Here is a 14,805-nt window from a genome sequence, read left to right as displayed (position 1 = left end):
CGTCCCTCTCCCGAAGGGAGAGGGTGGGTGGTTACGCGGCCTTCTCCATCGGCACCCGGCGGCCCGTTCTCTTCACGATGACCTTCACTCCGTTCTTCGGACTCGTCATCGCCCCGGAGTTCCCCGCCTCGATCCGCTGCCCCGGTACCAGCTCGAACGAGAACATCCTCAGCAGGTACGACAGCACCACCTTCGCCTCGAACAGCGCCAGCTCCTTACCGATGCACGTGCGGTACCCGCCTCCGAACTCCACCATCGCGTATGGCTGCTTGTGCTCCTCTCGCGGCGCCGCGAACCGGTCCGGATCGTACCGCTCCGGCTCGTTGAACACGTCCGGCAGATGGTGCGACACCCTCGGCAGGTACATCACCATCCAGCCCTTGGGCACCGTGTAGCCCCCCAGCTCGAACTCCTCCAGCACCCCGCGCCGAGCCAAAGACACCGGCGGGTAGAGCCGGTTGGCCTCGCGGATGGCCCGCTCCAGCACCGGCAGACTCTTCATCGCCTCCGCCGTGATGGGACCGTCTCCCAGCACCGCATCCTGCTCGGCCAGCACCCGCTTCAGGTACTCCGGATGCTGATGCAGCGTCGCCACCGTCCACGACAGCGACAGCTTCGTCGTGTCATGCCCGGCGAACATCAGCATCAGCACCTGCGCCATCACGTCCTTGTCATCCAGCCCCGCCTCCAGCAGCCGGCTGATGATGTCCTCGCGCGGGCGGGCACGCCGGTCGGCGATCCAGCTCGCGGACAGCCGCCCCAGCTGGTCGCGGTAGCGCTGCATGTACGGCAGCCCCGCCGCCTGCAACGCCAGCCCCACCGGGCGGAACATCTTCTTGTAGATGTCCCGGAAGCGCGGGTAGTCCTCCCCCACCTGCACGCCGAGCAGGAACGCGCAGGCCACCCGGAACGTCAGCTCGCTCACCTCGCCGACGAAGTCGAACGGCTGGCCTTCCTTCCACGTCTCGGTCTGCGAGCGCACCAGCTCCACCATGGTGTCGGAGAACGCCGCGATGTTCTGGTGCCGGAACGAGGACATCATCGGCGTGCGCCGGCGCCGGTGCTCCTCGCCATCCTGCAGGGCCAGCGCCGTGGGGCCCATGACGCGCGAGCCCTCCGCGCCGTAGGCCGCGCCCCACGACAGGTGCGGCGTCTCGCGCTCCAGCACGAAGCGGTTGGCCTCGGGCCCGAGCAACACCGCGAACGTGTTGAACGTGTCCCGCACCGCGAAGATACGGCCGTGCTGGCGATAGCCCTCCAGGAAGAAGGCGAACGAGTCGACGCCAATCCCGTGGATGTAGGGGAAGTGGCCGATGACGGGCAGTTGTCTGCCCATGAGGGGAGGAAGCGGCATGGTCTCCCCGAGGCTACGAAGGGCGGGCCCTCCAGGTCCAGCCGCCCCCCGTGAATCCCTCCGCCCGGGGGCCCTCAGCCGCGCGAGAAGGCGTCGCTGACGATCTGCCGCGCCTCGTCCACGATGGCCTCCAGGTGCTTCGCGTCGCGGAAGCTCTCCGCGTAGATTTTGTAGACGTCCTCGGTCCCCGAGGGCCGCGCGGCGAACCAGCCATTCTCCGCCACCACCTTGAGCCCGCCGATCTCCGCGTTGTTGCCGGGGGCGCGCGTGAGGCGCTGGGTGATGGGCTCGCCCGCGAGCGTGGTGGCGCGCACCGCCTCGGGCGACAGCTTCTTGAGCGCCGACTTCTGCGCCGGGGTCGCCGCCTGGTCGATGCGCGTGTACAGCGGCGCGCCGAACTGCTTCGCCAGCTCCTGGTAGTGCACGCCCGGGTCCTTCCCCGTGACCGCCAGGATTTCGACCGCGAGCAGGTCGAGGATGATGCCGTCCTTGTCGGTGGACCAGACGGTGCCATCGCGGCGCAGGAACGAGGCGCCCGCGCTCTCCTCGCCGCCGAAGCCGAGCGAGCCATCCAGCAGCCCGTCCACGAACCACTTGAAGCCCACGGGCACCTCGACCACGCGCCGGCCGATCGCCTTCGCCACGCGGTCGATCATGCTGCTGCTCACCAGCGTCTTGCCCACGCCGATGCCGGGCTTCCAGCCGGGGCGGTTCTGGTAGAGGTAGTGGATGGCGACGGACAGGTAGTGGTTGGGGTTCATCAGCCCCACGCTGCGGGTGACGATGCCGTGCCGGTCCGAGTCCGTGTCGTTGCCGAAGGCGATGTCGTAGCGGTCCTTGAGCTCGACCAGGCCGGCCATGGCGTAGGGCGACGAGCAGTCCATGCGAATCTTGCCGTCGTGGTCCACGCGCATGAAGCGGAAGGTCGGGTCCACCGTCTTGTTCACCACCTGGATGGACAGGCCGTAGCGCGCGGCGATGGGCTCCCAGTAGGCGATGTTCGAGCCGCCCAGCGGGTCGGCGCCGATGGACAGCTTCGCCCCGCGCACGGCCTCCAGGTCCACCACGTTGCCGAGGTCCTCGACGTACGGGGTGATGAAGTCATGGGTCTTCACGTGAGAGGCGGTGCGAGCCTTCTCGTAGGGCATGCGCTGGACACCCGCGTTGCCCGCGCCGAGCAGCTCGTTGGCGCGCTTCTCTATCCACGCCGTGATGCCGGTGTCGGCGGGGCCGCCGTTGGGCGGGTTGTACTTGATGCCACCGTCCTCGGGCGGGTTGTGCGAGGGGGTGATGACGATGCCATCGGCCAGCCCCTGCTTGCGCCCGCGGTTGTAGATGAGGATGGCGTGCGAGATGACGGGGGTGGGCGTGGCCTGGTCGGTGAAGCGCACCTGCACGCCGTTGGCGGCGAGCACCTCGAGCGCCGAGCGCTGGGCCGGCTCGGACAGCGCATGGGTGTCCATGCCGAGGAAGAGCGGGCCGTCGATGCCTTCCTTCTTGCGGTACTCGCAGGTGGCCTGCGTCACCGCGAGGATGTGCGCCTCGTTGAAGCTGCGGCGGGCGGCGGAGCCCCGGTGGCCGGAGGTACCGAAGGCCACGCGCTGCTCGGGTTCGCGCACGTCCGGGCGCTCCGAGTAGTACTGCGAGCGCAGCGTGTCGGGGTTGATGAGGATGGACTCGGGAGGGGGCTTGCCAGCAAGAGGATGGGGCACGCGGCGAATCTACCGCCGCGCGCCCCCGGGTGAGTGCTCCCGTTTTCGAGGATGTGTCGCCTCGTTTACGCCCCTCGGGTCCTACTGCTGGGGCACGACATCATCGGACGGGAACTTGTCGCCCCCGAGCTCCTGGTCCTGCTTGAAACGGGAGTCATCCTCCTCGTAGCCGGAGCCGCCGGTGCCGTCCGTGGTGCCGGTGCTCTTGCTCTTGTCCTTGGACTTCTTGCCCTGGGTGGTCTTGTCCGGGGTCGTCGTGGTGGTGCCGGTGTCCGTCGTGCCGGAGCCACCCGCGCCGCTGTCCGGGACGAGCACACCCTCATTGCCGCTGTCCTGGGGGATGTCGCCATCCAGGCCCGTGTCGCCGGTGCCACCGGTGCCCTGGTTCTCCGGGTTCAGGGTGCCCGACCCTCCGAGGTTGTCATCGGGAGAGATGCCCGAGCCACCCAGGTCGTCCCCAGTCGTGTCCGGGGAACCGATATCGGAGTCCATGTCACCGGCGCCACCGGTGCCCCCCGGGTTGGTGCTGCCGGGCGTGGTGCCCCCCTGATTGGTGGTGCCACTCTCGTCGGTGGTGGTGCCCATCGTCGACTCGGTGGGCTCGGCGCGCTCGGCCGACTTGTCCGACTTGCACGCGGTGCCGAAGGCCATCGCGCCCGCGATGAGACCAGCCAGAATCAGTTTCGTCCGGGTCATGAGTGTGTCTCCCTGTTTCGAGTGATAAGGACCTCGACTGCTCCAAGGTCTGTCGTTGCTGGCCGGGAACGTGGTCAGCAGGGTCCCACTCGGCAGGGAGCGCCCCCCTGGCTGGCGGCTCTTCGAGGTGGCCCCGCGAGGGCGGTTGTCCGTCAACGGGTGTCGCTTCGGCGTCAAACCATCCCCACGGGCCCGCCGTCAGCCTCGTCCCGATGACCCGATCATTCCCTCGCAACTCTCCTGTTCTTCTGCTATTCCGTGTATTTGAATTTTTCCCAGGAACATGCTTCCGCCGCCCCCCGCCGCCATCACCGTGGATGACTCGCTATGGCCCCTGGTCGTCATCCGGTCGGTGGGCACGTCCCGGCTGGCGGACTTCGAGGCGCACCTGGAGAAGCGGGTGAAGTGCCTCGAGCGAGGGCCCCACTTGCTGCTCGTGGATGGGATGCACAGTGGAATGCTGCCGCTGCCGCACCGCGAGCGGCAGCTGGAGTGGATGGCCCGGTACGAGGAGCTGCGGCGCGAGAGGATGATTGGAGCGGTCCACGCGCTCGACTCGGCCCTCACGCGGCTGACGCTCAGCATCGTGATGCACCAGAGTCGGCCGAGCTACCCGTACATCGTCTTCAACCGCCTGGACCATGCGGCGGCGTGGGCGGCGTGCAAGCTGGAGGACCTGGGCCATCCGGAGGTCGCCAGGCGCGTCCAGCATCGCTTCGGGGTGACCCGCCAGCAGGCCGAGGCGGGTTGAGTCCCTGAACATGAGAAGAACTCCCCTTGCGTTGCTGCGAGTCATCGTGGCCCTGAGCCTCGTCCTCCCCACCTCATGCGTCACATCCCGAAAGGAAGTGTCCGACGGCGTACGCTCGCGAATGGCCCCCCAGGGAGTGAAGGTGAGCAAGCTGCCCGGAGGCCAGCTGAGGCTGTCCTTCGAACCAGGGGCACGGGACCCATCCCTGGAAGTGCTCGAAGTGGAGAAGGTCCGCGCGGTGCTCGAGGCCTTCCATGGGGCCCTCCCACCCGAGGCGAAGCCCCGGTTCCAGCTCCTCCTGGCATCGACGTCCGAGGGCGGGAAGGAGCACAGGCCCGCCGGATGGGAGCGACAACTGAGGCAGGAGTACCTGTCCCGGTATGGCCCGCCACTGCTTCCCCTACCGGACTCGTTGGAGGAGAGCTCCCTCTTCCTGGCGTTGAAGCTCTCCCCTCGCTACATGGGCGCGGGTGCCCGCGAGGCGGCCCAGGAGTTGTTCAGCTCGCCCGCCTTCCTGGCCGGTGTTGCCCTCTCGGTGGCACTGTATTTCTCGGCATGGCTGCTGCCCGAGCCCGTCTTCTCCAAGGCCTTCGCGGCGGCATTGACGGTGCGGCTGGCGCTGGCGGTGGGGCTGCTGGAGCTCGGCCGTGTGGCATGGGCCTGCCTCCGGCTCTACCAGGAAGCCGCCGCGGCGAGAACAGCGGCGGAGTTGGAGGCAGCGGCGGAGCACTTTGGCAGGACGATGGGTGGCACGGCACTGCGCGTGCTGGTGCTGGTAGCGAGCATGGGGGTGGGCAAGGGGCTGCCCCAGGTGCCCCAGGGAGGCCTCTGGAGTCTGCTGGGGCTGGGCTCACCTCGGTACGCCGTGGCTGGCGGGCTGACGATGGAGGGCGCGACGACGGTCCACATCGTGGCGGATGGCACCCTTGTCGTGACCGGGGCGGCGGTGGGGACGGCGACCGCTGCCCTCGGCAGCGCATGCACCGATGGCTCCGAGAAAAAAGAGGGATATCAGTGGCATCACCTCGCCACCGACAAGAACGACACCTCGACCCTCCACGGTGGACCCTGGACCCCCTTGTTCAAGATTCTCTTCGCGCAAGCGGGAATGGGCCTGGACGCAGTGGAGAACGTCGTCTACCTCCATGGCCACATCGGTCCCCACCCGGAGGAGTATCACAGGGAGATCTACCGGAGGCTCAAGGCCGCTCTCGAGGACTGTCGAACCCCGATGGAATGCCGAGGCCAGCTGGCGGCGGAGCTCAAGAAGGTCGCAAGCGAGATTTGTACCCCCGGGTCCCTGCTGCACCGGTTGGCGACGAAGCAATAGGGTGGAGCCCAGGGTGAAGACCATGAGCAGGTTTTTTGATCTGGTGGACGACAGGAGCGCCCGCCCACGCTGGCATCTGGGACTCATCCAGGACGAGCGGGGACGGGAGCTCAATCCCTGGCAGTTCGAGAAGGGAAAATGGCTCGAGTTGGGCTGCGTGCCCCGCTTTCCCCTCCAGATTCCAGGCCCGCCCCTGGACTTCACCTGGGCCGGCCTCAGCATCCCCGTGGTCCACGCCCGCTTCGTCCAGGTCTTCGAGCGGCTGAGCCTCCTCCAGGAAGTGCAGTTCATCCCCGCCCAGGTCGAGGGCCACCCGGGGCCCTACTTCATTCTTAACGCGCTGCGTATCATCCCCTGCATCGACGACGCCCGGTGCGAGGAGGTGCGGTACTGGAAGCCCGAGGACGGCCGTCCGGACAAGGTGGGCGAGTACCGGGCCGTCCATGGCCTCAAGGTGGACCCCGCCCGCGTGGGTGACGCCCACATCTTCCGTCCCTGGGGGTGGCGTGTGGCCCTCATCGTCTCCGAGGAACTCAAGGAGGCCCTGGAGCGCGAGGCCCTCACCGGCACGCGGTTCATCGAGGCCTGAGGGTTCAGTACTCAACAAGTCATCCCCCACTCGTTCAAAACCGCGCCTTTCATGGAATGCCCCCTATACTGAATTCATGTGGGGGTTCTCCAAATGACCAGCAGCAAGCGCATCCTCGGAATGATTCTCGCGGGGGGCCAGGGCACGCGCCTGGCTCCGCTGACGTCCAAGCGCTCCAAGCCCGCCGTGCCGTTCGGGTCGAAGTTCCGCATCATCGACTTCGCCCTGAGCAACTTCCTCAACTCGGGCGTCTACTCCATCTACGTCCTGACGCAGTTCAAGGCGCAGTCGCTCACCGAGCACATCCAGCGCGGCTGGCGCTTCGGCTCGGGCCTGCTGGCCGACTACTTCATCACCCTCGTGCCGGCGCAGATGTACCGCTTCGAGGAGCTGGGGCCCGTCTGGTACCGGGGCACCGCCGACGCCATCTACCAGAACCTCCACCTGGTGGAGAACCACCGCGCCGACAACGTGGCCATCTTCTCGGGTGACCACATCTACAAGATGAACGTGGCGCACATGCTGGAGCAGCACGAGGACCAGCGCGCCGACATCACCATCGCGGCCTACCCCACGCCGGTGGCGGAGGCCTCGCGCTTCGGCGTGATGCAGGTGGACGAGCGTGGCCGCGTCGTCGAGTTCCATGAGAAGCCCAAGGACCCCAAGTCGATGCCGGGCAAGCCGGGCATGGCCCTGTGCAGCATGGGCAACTACATCTTCAAGCGCCGCGTGCTCAGCGAGCTCTTGGAGGTGGACGCGCGCACCGAGGGCTCGCAGCACGACTTCGGAAAGGACGTGCTGCCGCGCGCGCTGCGCGATGGCTACCACATCCAGGCGTATGACTTTCACTCCAACCCCATCCCCGGCCAGACGCGCGCCAACACCTACTGGCGGGACGTGGGGACACTGGATGCGTACCACGAGGCCTCGATGGACCTGGTCTCCGTCAACCCGGAGTTCGACGTCTTCAACCCGGAGTGGCCTCTGCGCAGCGCCGTCGAGTACAGCCCGCCGGCCAAGTTCGTCCACGAGGCGGGCGAGCGCATGGGCCGGGCCCTCAACTCCATGGTGGCCGGAGGCTGCATCATCTCGGGCGGCACGGTGCGCGAGAGCATCCTCTTCCGCCGCGTGCGGGTGAACTCGTACTCGCTGGTGGAGCGCTCGGTGCTGCTGGACGAGGTGGACATCGGCCGGCACGCCCAGGTGCGCAACGCCATCATCGACAAGGACGTGCGCGTGCCGCCCAACGCGAAGGTTGGCTACGACCTGGCGGCCGACAAGGCCCGCGGCTTCATCATCACCGACAACGGCATCGTCGTGGTGCCCAAGGGCTACAAGTTCGAGTGAAGATGGAAGCACGTGGGAAGAGGATGTTCCTGGCCGCGGGAGTGGGGTGTCTGCCCGCCCGCGGGCCTTTCAGGACGCCGTGGATCGGGATCTGACGCCCCGCTCCCGCGGCACGACCGGCACGTGGGTGCGTGGCACCGTGTCGCTCAACCTGGAATGAGCTTCCACACGGCGGGCGTGCCGGTGCTCCACCTCTTCACCGGAGCACACGAGGCCTACCATACGCCCGACGACACCCCGGCCCTCCTCGACGTGCCTGGAGCCGCGCGGGTGAACACAACCTGCTGTCTGAAACGAGACGGTATGGAGCGGAGCGCATGGGCTCACCGCGAGGCGGGTCCTGCTCCAGGTGATAGAGATTGCGCTCTCTTCACGTTGCATCCGTCCCTGTCGTGTTTTTGAGCTGTCGGCTCGTTCATGGGGGAGTCACGATGAGTTACCTGCACCCGGTGCGGTTGGTCTTCTCGGGGACGTTCCAGGCGGATGTCTCGACGGTCAACAACGACGTGCGGCATTACGACAATGCCACCTTCGAGCCGCGCTTCCAGCAGATGCAGGACAGCGAGACCGGTGTCGAGAACGGTTGGTGGAACCCCACGGGCTCGGGTGCCTTCCGGTTGATGGATTGCAAGGTCACGTCCGTGCACTACAAGGACGGCTCGTCGACCCGCAATCCGCGGACGGATCCGGTGGTCGGCATGCGGATTGGCAGCGCGGATGACCGCGTGGCCGGCAAGCTGGTGGATCTGGATCCCCAGTGGCAGACGGCCTCGGAGATCTGGGGCATGCAGGTGCACCTGGTCGATGACAGGAAGGTCCCGGTGGTGGGCGGCCGGTACAAGCCGAATCCCTTCCGGGACTTGTTCTTCGGGCGCATGAGTGGCGTGAGCAACGATGCCGCGGCCTCGGCGGTCTTCCAGTCCGTGCTCGAGGGCATCGAATGGGCCAGTCAGCTGCCCGAGAGCCGTTTCCTGTCGGAGCTGGGTGAGCTCGCCAGGAACAAGCGTCTGTCCATCCGCCTGACCACCTTCGGCTATAGCGGCAACGCCAGCCGCGGAACCTACACCCTGGGCGTGGTGTCGGGCGTCATCGGCCCGTACCTGGATGACGAGCCGGAGTCCTTCGTGCTCGGCCGCCGTTTCGCACCCCAGTCCCCGGGGTTCGCGTCCGCGTTCGGCATCGGGTACTTCACCGGCCTGCTGGACCAGACGGGACCCACGCCGTCACTGCTCCTGGACCTCTCGAACGCATTGCCCCTGTCCAAGCCGAAGGGAGAGAAATCGCGGGGGGAGTTGCAGAATCTCGGTGATTTGCAGGTCGGCCTGTTGAACGACCCGAACGTGGCGGAGACCGGGGGACTGACACCCAGGGAGTTCGAACCGTTGGGCTTCATCCCCTATTGGGATCAGGACTGGCTGCTCGACACGGGGGGCATCGCCACCATCCCGTTGTCCGCGGAGCAGGCCGAACGGGCCGCCAGGACCCAACTGGCGCTGGCGGTCTATCGCGCGGACTCCTTCGACCCGCCGCGCCTGGCCATCGCCGAAACCACGCAAGGCGTCTACACCGCCGTCGAGCCACTGACCCGTCGCCTGGATGCCGGAGAGACCACGCGGACCACCTTCTTCGTCGCGCAGTACGGCCGGCCCGTGGCGGGAGAGACACTGACCCTGAAACAGACAGGGGCCAACCCCTACCAGGGCGGCGGCTCGCCCACCGCTCCGCTCCAGCCCCGGGCGGCGATTCCCGACATCGGCACGCCCGAGGATGGACTGCAAGTAGCGCCGAGCGCGACGACCAACGATCAGGGCCGAGCCACCGTCGACCTGGTCGCCGGCAAGCTGTCCACACCGCGCGGGTACCTGGACGGACAGCTCTATCAGGTGAATTTCGTGCCCACCGGGTTGCCTGCCCCCAGCCGTGCTCCGTTCGACCTGCTGACGGTGCACGTGCGCGATGCCTACCCGGTGCCCGAGAAGCCACGCTGGAGCGAGCACATCCGGCCCATCTTCGTGCAGTTCGGCAACCTCTATCCCATCATGAGCCGCCGCCTGGTGGACCTGGCCAATCCACTGGACGTGTTCCGCCACCGCAACATCCTGAAGCTGGCGTTCTCGTTGAACATCGAGGACGCCAACTACATGCCGGTCACGCGAGACCTGTCGGAGGCCAAGCGGAAGACCATCGTGGCCTGGCTGAACGGGCTCGAGGACGAACAGCCCCTCAAGAACGATCCGACCTTCCAGGAGGCCCTCGCCGAGTGCGAGCGCCTCGGCGGACCACCGCGCCGGGTGACCGCGCCAGCCAGCGCCCCCCAGGCGCCGGACGTCGAGCCCGAGGGAGGCAAGACACGCTTCGCTCGCAGTCTGGGCATCAAGGGAATTCCCTAGCACATCCAGGAGCGCCAAACCCTTTAACGCATCAGCCGAACGGGGGACAGGGATGCTGAGAATCGATCCGAGCTACATCCAGAAGGCAAACGAGGCCACCACCGCCGAGCAGTTACACGTCTTGCTGCAGCGGGCGATCGAGCTGGAGCACGCCACCATTCCTCCCTATCTGACCGCGCTCTATTCGATCCGGCCCGGCCAGAACCAGGAAGTGGCGGCTCTCATCCGCTCGGTCGCCATCCAGGAAATGCTCCACATGGCCATCGCGGCCAACGTGTTGAACGCCATTGGCGGACACCCGCGGATCGCCGACCCGAAGTTCGTGCCGGACTACCCCACCACGCTGCCGATGAACATCGGCGACGGCCTCGTGGTCGGCCTGAACAAGCTGTCCCGCGACACGGTCGGCAATGTGTTCATGAAGATCGAGGAGCCCGAGACACCCGATGACTTCCCGGTGAAGCCCTTCGCACGGAAGCTCGTCACGCCGGAGGGTGTCGCACCGGAGCCCTTCACGCCGGAGTTCGCCACGATCGGCCAGTTCTACGAGGCGTTGATCCAGGCGATCGCGCGTCTGGGCAAGCAGCTCTTCGTCAAGAGCTCTCCCCAGGTGGTCAATCCCCAGTGGTTCCCGGAGACCGTGCTCTTCGCCGTGACCAACCCGGAGCAGGCATGCGCCGCGCTCGAGATCATCCGGGTCCAGGGTGAAGGCACGCGCCAGGATCCGTTCGATTCCGGCGGCAAGGAAGTGCTCGAGGTCATCTGGGCTCGTGGCAGGGGCAAGGACACTCCCCAGAGCCTGCCCAAGGCCCAGCACGAGCAGCTGGCGCACTACTACCGTTTCGCGGAGATCTTCTACGGGCGCAGGCTGATCGCCACGCCGGGCTCGACCCAGGGCTATGCCTATGCCGGAGCACCGGTGCCGCTCGACCCGTTCGGAGTCTGGGACCTGGTGCCCAACGCCAAGGCCGAACGATGGGCTCCCGGCACCCAGCCCCGTACCGACGCGGAGCTCTTCAACCGCAGCTACTCCAGCCTGTTGCAGGCGCTCGACAACACCTTCAATGGCAAGCCGGACGCGCTGAACAGCACCATCGGCATCATGTACGAGATGCGGCTGCTGGCCATCCGGCTGATTCAACACATCGACCCTGAAACCAAGAAGAACTGCGCGCCGCCGTTCCAGTTCGTCTCCCATCCTGTCTGAGCGAGCCCTCTCATGAGCTGAGCTATTTCATCGCGAACGCGCGCAGCTCGTGGGGCGCCGTCGGAGCGTGGGCCACCGCGGCCCGCACCGTGACCGGAACCACGGCCCGCGGTGGCTCGACGGAAATGGCTCCCCCGTCTACGAGGCCTTCCGGGCGGCGTGCGGCCAGGGCATCGCGCTGAAGCTGACGGTGGACCTGCACCGCAACCAGCCCACCTTCCAGCTCTTCCAGGGCGACGTCTTCTATCGGCTGGGTCTTCGGGGGCATCGCCGCCACCGCCAGCTACGGCGCCTCCGGCCCGAGCTGTGCCTGACCCGGCGCGGTAGGAACACGAAGCTGGACTCAGGCGAGCCGCCGTCCGAGGAAGTCGAACGCCTCGAGCGGGAGCCGGCTCGCTGGAGACGTCGGGTATTCGGTGGACAGGAGGGTGAAGCACAGCAGGTCACCCCGCTGGTGGTGCGGCGCGAGCTGTCTGTCTCGCAGCCGCCCCTCGAACGTGAAGCCCAGCCGGCGCGCTACCGCCGCGCTCCGCTCGTTCTCCGGCTTGCACATCAGGTCCATGCGCTTCACCCGGTCGAGCTCGAAGGCGGTCTTCACCGCCGCCGAGGCCATCTCCGTGGCGAAGCCCTGGCCGACCGCGTCGCGGCGGAGCCAGTAGCCAATCTCGAGCGCGTCGATGCCGGCGCGCCGGAGAAGACTGACCTCTCCCAGGAACCTCTCGGTCTCCGGCTCGAAGACCCCGTAGCCCCGGTCCTGATCCAGATCGAACCCCGCGCGGAGCTTCCGGATATGCGCGGCATGGGCCTCCAACGACAGGGGCTCCTCGGGAGTGCGCGAGAAGAAGCGCTCCAGGTGCTCCCCGCTGGAGTCCACCGATTCCTTGCGGCGCGCGGCGTCGTCCGGACCCATGCAGCGCAGCAGGAGCCGGGGCGTGCGGAGGAGGTAGGGAGGATTCGTGAAGGCGGGCGTGGCGGGCGTGCTCATGCGGTGTTTCTACTAAAAGCGGCGGGCCCTCGCCTCTGGTTCACGCCGCCCCGCCAGGCACTGGGCCGGGGTCGTGCCGAGGAACCGCTTGAACATGGCGATGAACGCGCTCACGCTCTCGTAGCCCAGGGAGAAGGCCACGTCCCCGACCGACCCTCCCTCCGACAGCAGCTCCAGGGCACGCGCCACCTTCGCCTGCTGCCGCCACTGCACGAACGTCATCCCCGTCTCCTGCTTGAAGTGGCGAGTCAGGGAGCGCTCGCTGATGCCCGCCCAGGAGGCCAGCTCCCCCACGCCTCGCGCATCGGCCGGCTCGGCGAGCAGCGCCCGGGCGATGGCGACGAGCCGCCGCTCCCTCGGCATGGGCAGGCGCAGCGACAGCTCCTCCTCCGCCACCTGGAGCTCGTCGAGCACCACCGCCGCCAGCCGGGCCTCGGCCGGGCCGAGCGGCGCGCCGGGCTCCCACTCCGTGGCGCGCTCGACAATGGCCTCCAACACCCGGGACATCCTCACGACCCGGGCCTCCCTGGGCAGCCCTTCACAGGCTGGGGCCGCGACATAGACGCTCCAGCCACTCGTCGGACCGTGCCAGTGCGCCGAGTGCCAGATGCCGGGAGGAATCCAGCCGGCCATTCCCGGCGGCATGAGCCAGTTGCCGCGCTCGGTATGCACCACCATCAGCCCGCTGCCGACGGAGAACAGCTGTCCCCGCGCATGGCGGTGCCGGGCCGTCTCGGGCTCCTTGCCCGAATGGATGGGGATGGCGATGAGCACCGGCTCGTCCGGGCGCTCGATGATGGCGATGGGAATCTCTCGCGGCATGTTGGCGGATTCTCGTTATTTTCTGGCCGGATGACGTTACCACGCCAGACGCGTGTCCCCCTAGGGTGATGGTCGAACAATCATTGCCCTGGAGTTCCCATCATGATGGATGTGATTGATGTCGCGGTCGTTGGCGGTGGCCCGACCGGATTGATGCTCGCGTGCGAGCTGGCCCTGGCGGGCATCTCCGTGAGGGTGCTTGAGCGCCGCGTCGAGCCAGTCCAGCAGGCGCGGGCGTTGACACTCCATCCGCGCTCCCTCGAGGTTCTGGCGCTGCGTGGCTGGGAGGGGCCCTTCCTGGAGCGAGGCAGGCCCCTGCCGACCGCTCATTTCGCCATGCTCGACACGCGGCTCGACCTCTCGGCGCTCGACACGACCTTCAAGTTCACCCTGTTCATCTCACAGACCGTCACCGAGCAACTGCTCGAGGAGCGAGCCCGACAGCTCGGCGTGGACGTGCGGCGCGGATGCGAGGTGCGAGAGCTGCGGCAGGATGCGGATGGCGTGGAGCTCGCCGGCACGGCCGGGGGTGAGTCCTTCCGCTGCCGCGCACGCTATGTGGTGGGCGCGGATGGCGCGCGCAGCATCGTCCGGCAGCTCGCCGGTATCGCGTTCGTGGGAACGGACACCACGATCACCGCCATGCTGGGGGACGTGGTGCTCGCGGAGCCTCCGGCGACACCAGTCCTCTCCGTTGCCCACCTCCGGGGCGGCCTGATGCTGGTCCCGCGCTCTCCTGGCATCCACCGGGTGCTCGTCGTCGACCCCGAACGCATGCAGGCCCCCGTCAAGGAGAGCGTCACGCTCGACGAGCTGAGGCGAAGCGTCACGAAGATCGCTGGCACCGACTTCGGGATGAGGGAGCCGCAATGGCTGTCACGGTTCGGCAACGAGACCCGGCTCGCGGAGAACTACATGGCCGGCCGGGTCCTGCTCGCCGGGGATGCGGCGCACATCCACTTCCCCGCGGGTGGACAGGGCCTCAATGTCGGCCTCCACGACGCCATGAACCTCGGCTGGAAGCTCGCCGGTGTGCTGCGGGACCAGGCGCCGCCGTCGCTGCTCGAGAGCTATCACCGGGAGCGGCACCCGGTGGGCCACACGCTGCTGCACAACACGGAGGCCCAGACGGCGCTCATCTCCTTCACTCCGTCCGGCCTCGCCTTGCGCGACCTGATGTCGGACATCCTGAAGAACCCGGACCTGAATCGCTCGCTGGCGGAGCGCATCACGGGCATGGATGTGCGCTATCCGGAGCTGGAGCTGCCGGCCCCGCGCCGCGAGGGCGAGCCCGTGAAGACCCTGACCGGCAAGCGGCTCCCCGACCTGGAGCTGAGGCTGCCCGATGGAGCCACGAGGCGCCTCTATTCCTTCATGAGGGACGGGAAGTGGCTGTTGTTGCGGCTGCGTGAGGGCAACGGAGCCCCCGTCCAGCTCGACCGGGGATGGATGCGCTGGACGAACGTCGTCCAGGCGCGCGTGGGAGACGACCGCGAGGAGCTCCGGGAGCTGAGCGCCCTCCTGCTCCGGCCGGATGGGCACGTAGGCCAGGCCTGGGCCCGGTAGGGATTGGCTGCACGTCGGGGAAGGGACACACCTCCACGGCCGGCGGGCATATGTCC

The 14,805-nt window shown here is 67.6% G+C and carries 14 protein-coding genes; 8 read left to right on the top strand and 6 right to left on the bottom strand.

Features of this window, described 5'->3' with window-relative positions:
• Positions 1-31: 31 nt before the first annotated feature.
• The 3 genes from JRI60_RS01715 to JRI60_RS01705 form a co-directional block, all read right to left on the bottom strand.
• On the bottom strand, positions 32-1,336 hold the full coding sequence (locus JRI60_RS01715) for a cytochrome P450 (protein ID WP_204224055.1): 1,305 nt from the start codon (positions 1,334-1,336) through the stop codon (positions 32-34).
• 92 nt (positions 1,337-1,428) lie between these two features.
• Positions 1,429-3,066, bottom strand: coding sequence for a phosphoglucomutase (alpha-D-glucose-1,6-bisphosphate-dependent) (gene pgm, locus JRI60_RS01710; RefSeq protein WP_204224054.1), 1,638 nt, complete (start codon positions 3,064-3,066; stop codon positions 1,429-1,431).
• Positions 3,067-3,147: 81 nt separating this feature from the next.
• Positions 3,148-3,762, bottom strand: a complete 615-nt coding sequence (locus JRI60_RS01705; RefSeq protein WP_204224053.1) for a hypothetical protein — start codon at positions 3,760-3,762, stop codon at positions 3,148-3,150.
• Between the two features lie 283 nt (positions 3,763-4,045).
• Here JRI60_RS01705 and JRI60_RS01700 point away from each other — a divergent pair, with 283 nt between their 5' ends.
• The 7 genes from JRI60_RS01700 (at position 4,046) to JRI60_RS01670 (ending at position 11,376) form a co-directional block, all read left to right on the top strand.
• On the top strand, positions 4,046-4,513 hold the full coding sequence (locus JRI60_RS01700; protein WP_204224052.1) for a hypothetical protein: 468 nt from the start codon (positions 4,046-4,048) through the stop codon (positions 4,511-4,513).
• A gap of 10 nt (positions 4,514-4,523) precedes the next feature.
• Positions 4,524-5,843 carry an AHH domain-containing protein gene (locus JRI60_RS01695; protein WP_204224051.1) on the top strand — a complete coding sequence of 440 codons (1,320 nt, stop codon included), beginning with the start codon at positions 4,524-4,526 and terminating at the stop codon, positions 5,841-5,843.
• A 22-nt stretch (positions 5,844-5,865) separates the two neighbouring features.
• Complete coding sequence (locus tag JRI60_RS01690; RefSeq protein WP_204228690.1) at positions 5,866-6,432, top strand: imm11 family protein; 567 nt, start codon at positions 5,866-5,868, stop codon at positions 6,430-6,432.
• Between the two features lie 93 nt (positions 6,433-6,525).
• A complete protein-coding gene (glgC, locus tag JRI60_RS01685; RefSeq protein ID WP_204224050.1) occupies positions 6,526-7,779 on the top strand; it encodes a glucose-1-phosphate adenylyltransferase in 1,254 nt (417 codons plus the stop codon).
• Positions 7,780-7,935: 156 nt separating this feature from the next.
• Entirely contained in the window at positions 7,936-8,181 is a 246-nt protein-coding gene (locus JRI60_RS55030; protein ID WP_204224049.1) for a M28 family peptidase, read from the top strand.
• A gap of 29 nt (positions 8,182-8,210) precedes the next feature.
• A complete protein-coding gene (locus JRI60_RS01675) occupies positions 8,211-10,169 on the top strand; it encodes a hypothetical protein (RefSeq protein WP_204224048.1) in 1,959 nt (652 codons plus the stop codon).
• 52 nt (positions 10,170-10,221) lie between these two features.
• A complete protein-coding gene (locus tag JRI60_RS01670) occupies positions 10,222-11,376 on the top strand; it encodes a ferritin-like domain-containing protein (protein WP_204224047.1) in 1,155 nt (384 codons plus the stop codon).
• Positions 11,377-11,398: 22 nt separating this feature from the next.
• On the opposite strand, the gene JRI60_RS01665 is transcribed toward JRI60_RS01670, so the two are convergent.
• From JRI60_RS01665 to JRI60_RS01655, 3 genes are all read right to left on the bottom strand, one after another.
• Positions 11,399-11,644, bottom strand: coding sequence for a hypothetical protein (locus JRI60_RS01665; protein ID WP_204224046.1), 246 nt, complete (start codon positions 11,642-11,644; stop codon positions 11,399-11,401).
• A 75-nt stretch (positions 11,645-11,719) separates the two neighbouring features.
• Positions 11,720-12,361: a GNAT family N-acetyltransferase gene (locus tag JRI60_RS01660; RefSeq protein WP_204224045.1), complete on the bottom strand. Its 642-nt coding sequence runs from the start codon at positions 12,359-12,361 to the stop codon at positions 11,720-11,722.
• Positions 12,362-12,373: 12 nt separating this feature from the next.
• Positions 12,374-13,183 (bottom strand): AraC family transcriptional regulator, encoded by an 810-nt coding sequence (locus JRI60_RS01655; RefSeq protein WP_204224044.1) that lies wholly within the window; start codon positions 13,181-13,183, stop codon positions 12,374-12,376.
• Positions 13,184-13,285: 102 nt separating this feature from the next.
• Between JRI60_RS01655 and JRI60_RS01650 the strand changes: the two genes are divergently transcribed.
• Positions 13,286-14,749, top strand: a complete 1,464-nt coding sequence (locus JRI60_RS01650; protein ID WP_239470287.1) for an FAD-dependent monooxygenase — start codon at positions 13,286-13,288, stop codon at positions 14,747-14,749.
• Positions 14,750-14,805: the final 56 nt, after the last annotated feature.

It is taken from the genome of Archangium violaceum (assembly GCF_016887565.1).
Taxonomy (GTDB): domain Bacteria; phylum Myxococcota; class Myxococcia; order Myxococcales; family Myxococcaceae; genus Archangium; species Archangium violaceum_B.
This window is presented reverse-complemented; position numbering and strand designations above follow the sequence as displayed.

Excerpts from the sequence above, each read along its gene's own strand:
- JRI60_RS01715 (WP_204224055.1), bottom strand. The coding sequence starts at position 1,336 with ATGGGCAGACAACTGCCCGTCATCGGCCACTTCCCCTACATCCACGGG.
- JRI60_RS01705 (WP_204224053.1), bottom strand. The coding sequence starts at position 3,762 with ATGACCCGGACGAAACTGATTCTGGCTGGTCTCATCGCGGGCGCGATG.
- JRI60_RS01700 (WP_204224052.1), top strand. The coding sequence starts at position 4,046 with ATGCTTCCGCCGCCCCCCGCCGCCATCACCGTGGATGACTCGCTATGG.
- JRI60_RS01695 (WP_204224051.1), top strand. The coding sequence starts at position 4,524 with ATGAGAAGAACTCCCCTTGCGTTGCTGCGAGTCATCGTGGCCCTGAGC.
- JRI60_RS01690 (WP_204228690.1), top strand. The coding sequence starts at position 5,866 with ATGAGCAGGTTTTTTGATCTGGTGGACGACAGGAGCGCCCGCCCACGC.
- glgC (WP_204224050.1), top strand. The coding sequence starts at position 6,526 with ATGACCAGCAGCAAGCGCATCCTCGGAATGATTCTCGCGGGGGGCCAG.
- JRI60_RS55030 (WP_204224049.1), top strand. The coding sequence starts at position 7,936 with ATGAGCTTCCACACGGCGGGCGTGCCGGTGCTCCACCTCTTCACCGGA.
- JRI60_RS01675 (WP_204224048.1), top strand. The coding sequence starts at position 8,211 with ATGAGTTACCTGCACCCGGTGCGGTTGGTCTTCTCGGGGACGTTCCAG.
- JRI60_RS01670 (WP_204224047.1), top strand. The coding sequence starts at position 10,222 with ATGCTGAGAATCGATCCGAGCTACATCCAGAAGGCAAACGAGGCCACC.
- JRI60_RS01665 (WP_204224046.1), bottom strand. The coding sequence starts at position 11,644 with ATGCCCCCGAAGACCCAGCCGATAGAAGACGTCGCCCTGGAAGAGCTG.
- JRI60_RS01660 (WP_204224045.1), bottom strand. The coding sequence starts at position 12,361 with ATGAGCACGCCCGCCACGCCCGCCTTCACGAATCCTCCCTACCTCCTC.
- JRI60_RS01655 (WP_204224044.1), bottom strand. The coding sequence starts at position 13,183 with ATGCCGCGAGAGATTCCCATCGCCATCATCGAGCGCCCGGACGAGCCG.
- JRI60_RS01650 (WP_239470287.1), top strand. The coding sequence starts at position 13,286 with ATGATGGATGTGATTGATGTCGCGGTCGTTGGCGGTGGCCCGACCGGA.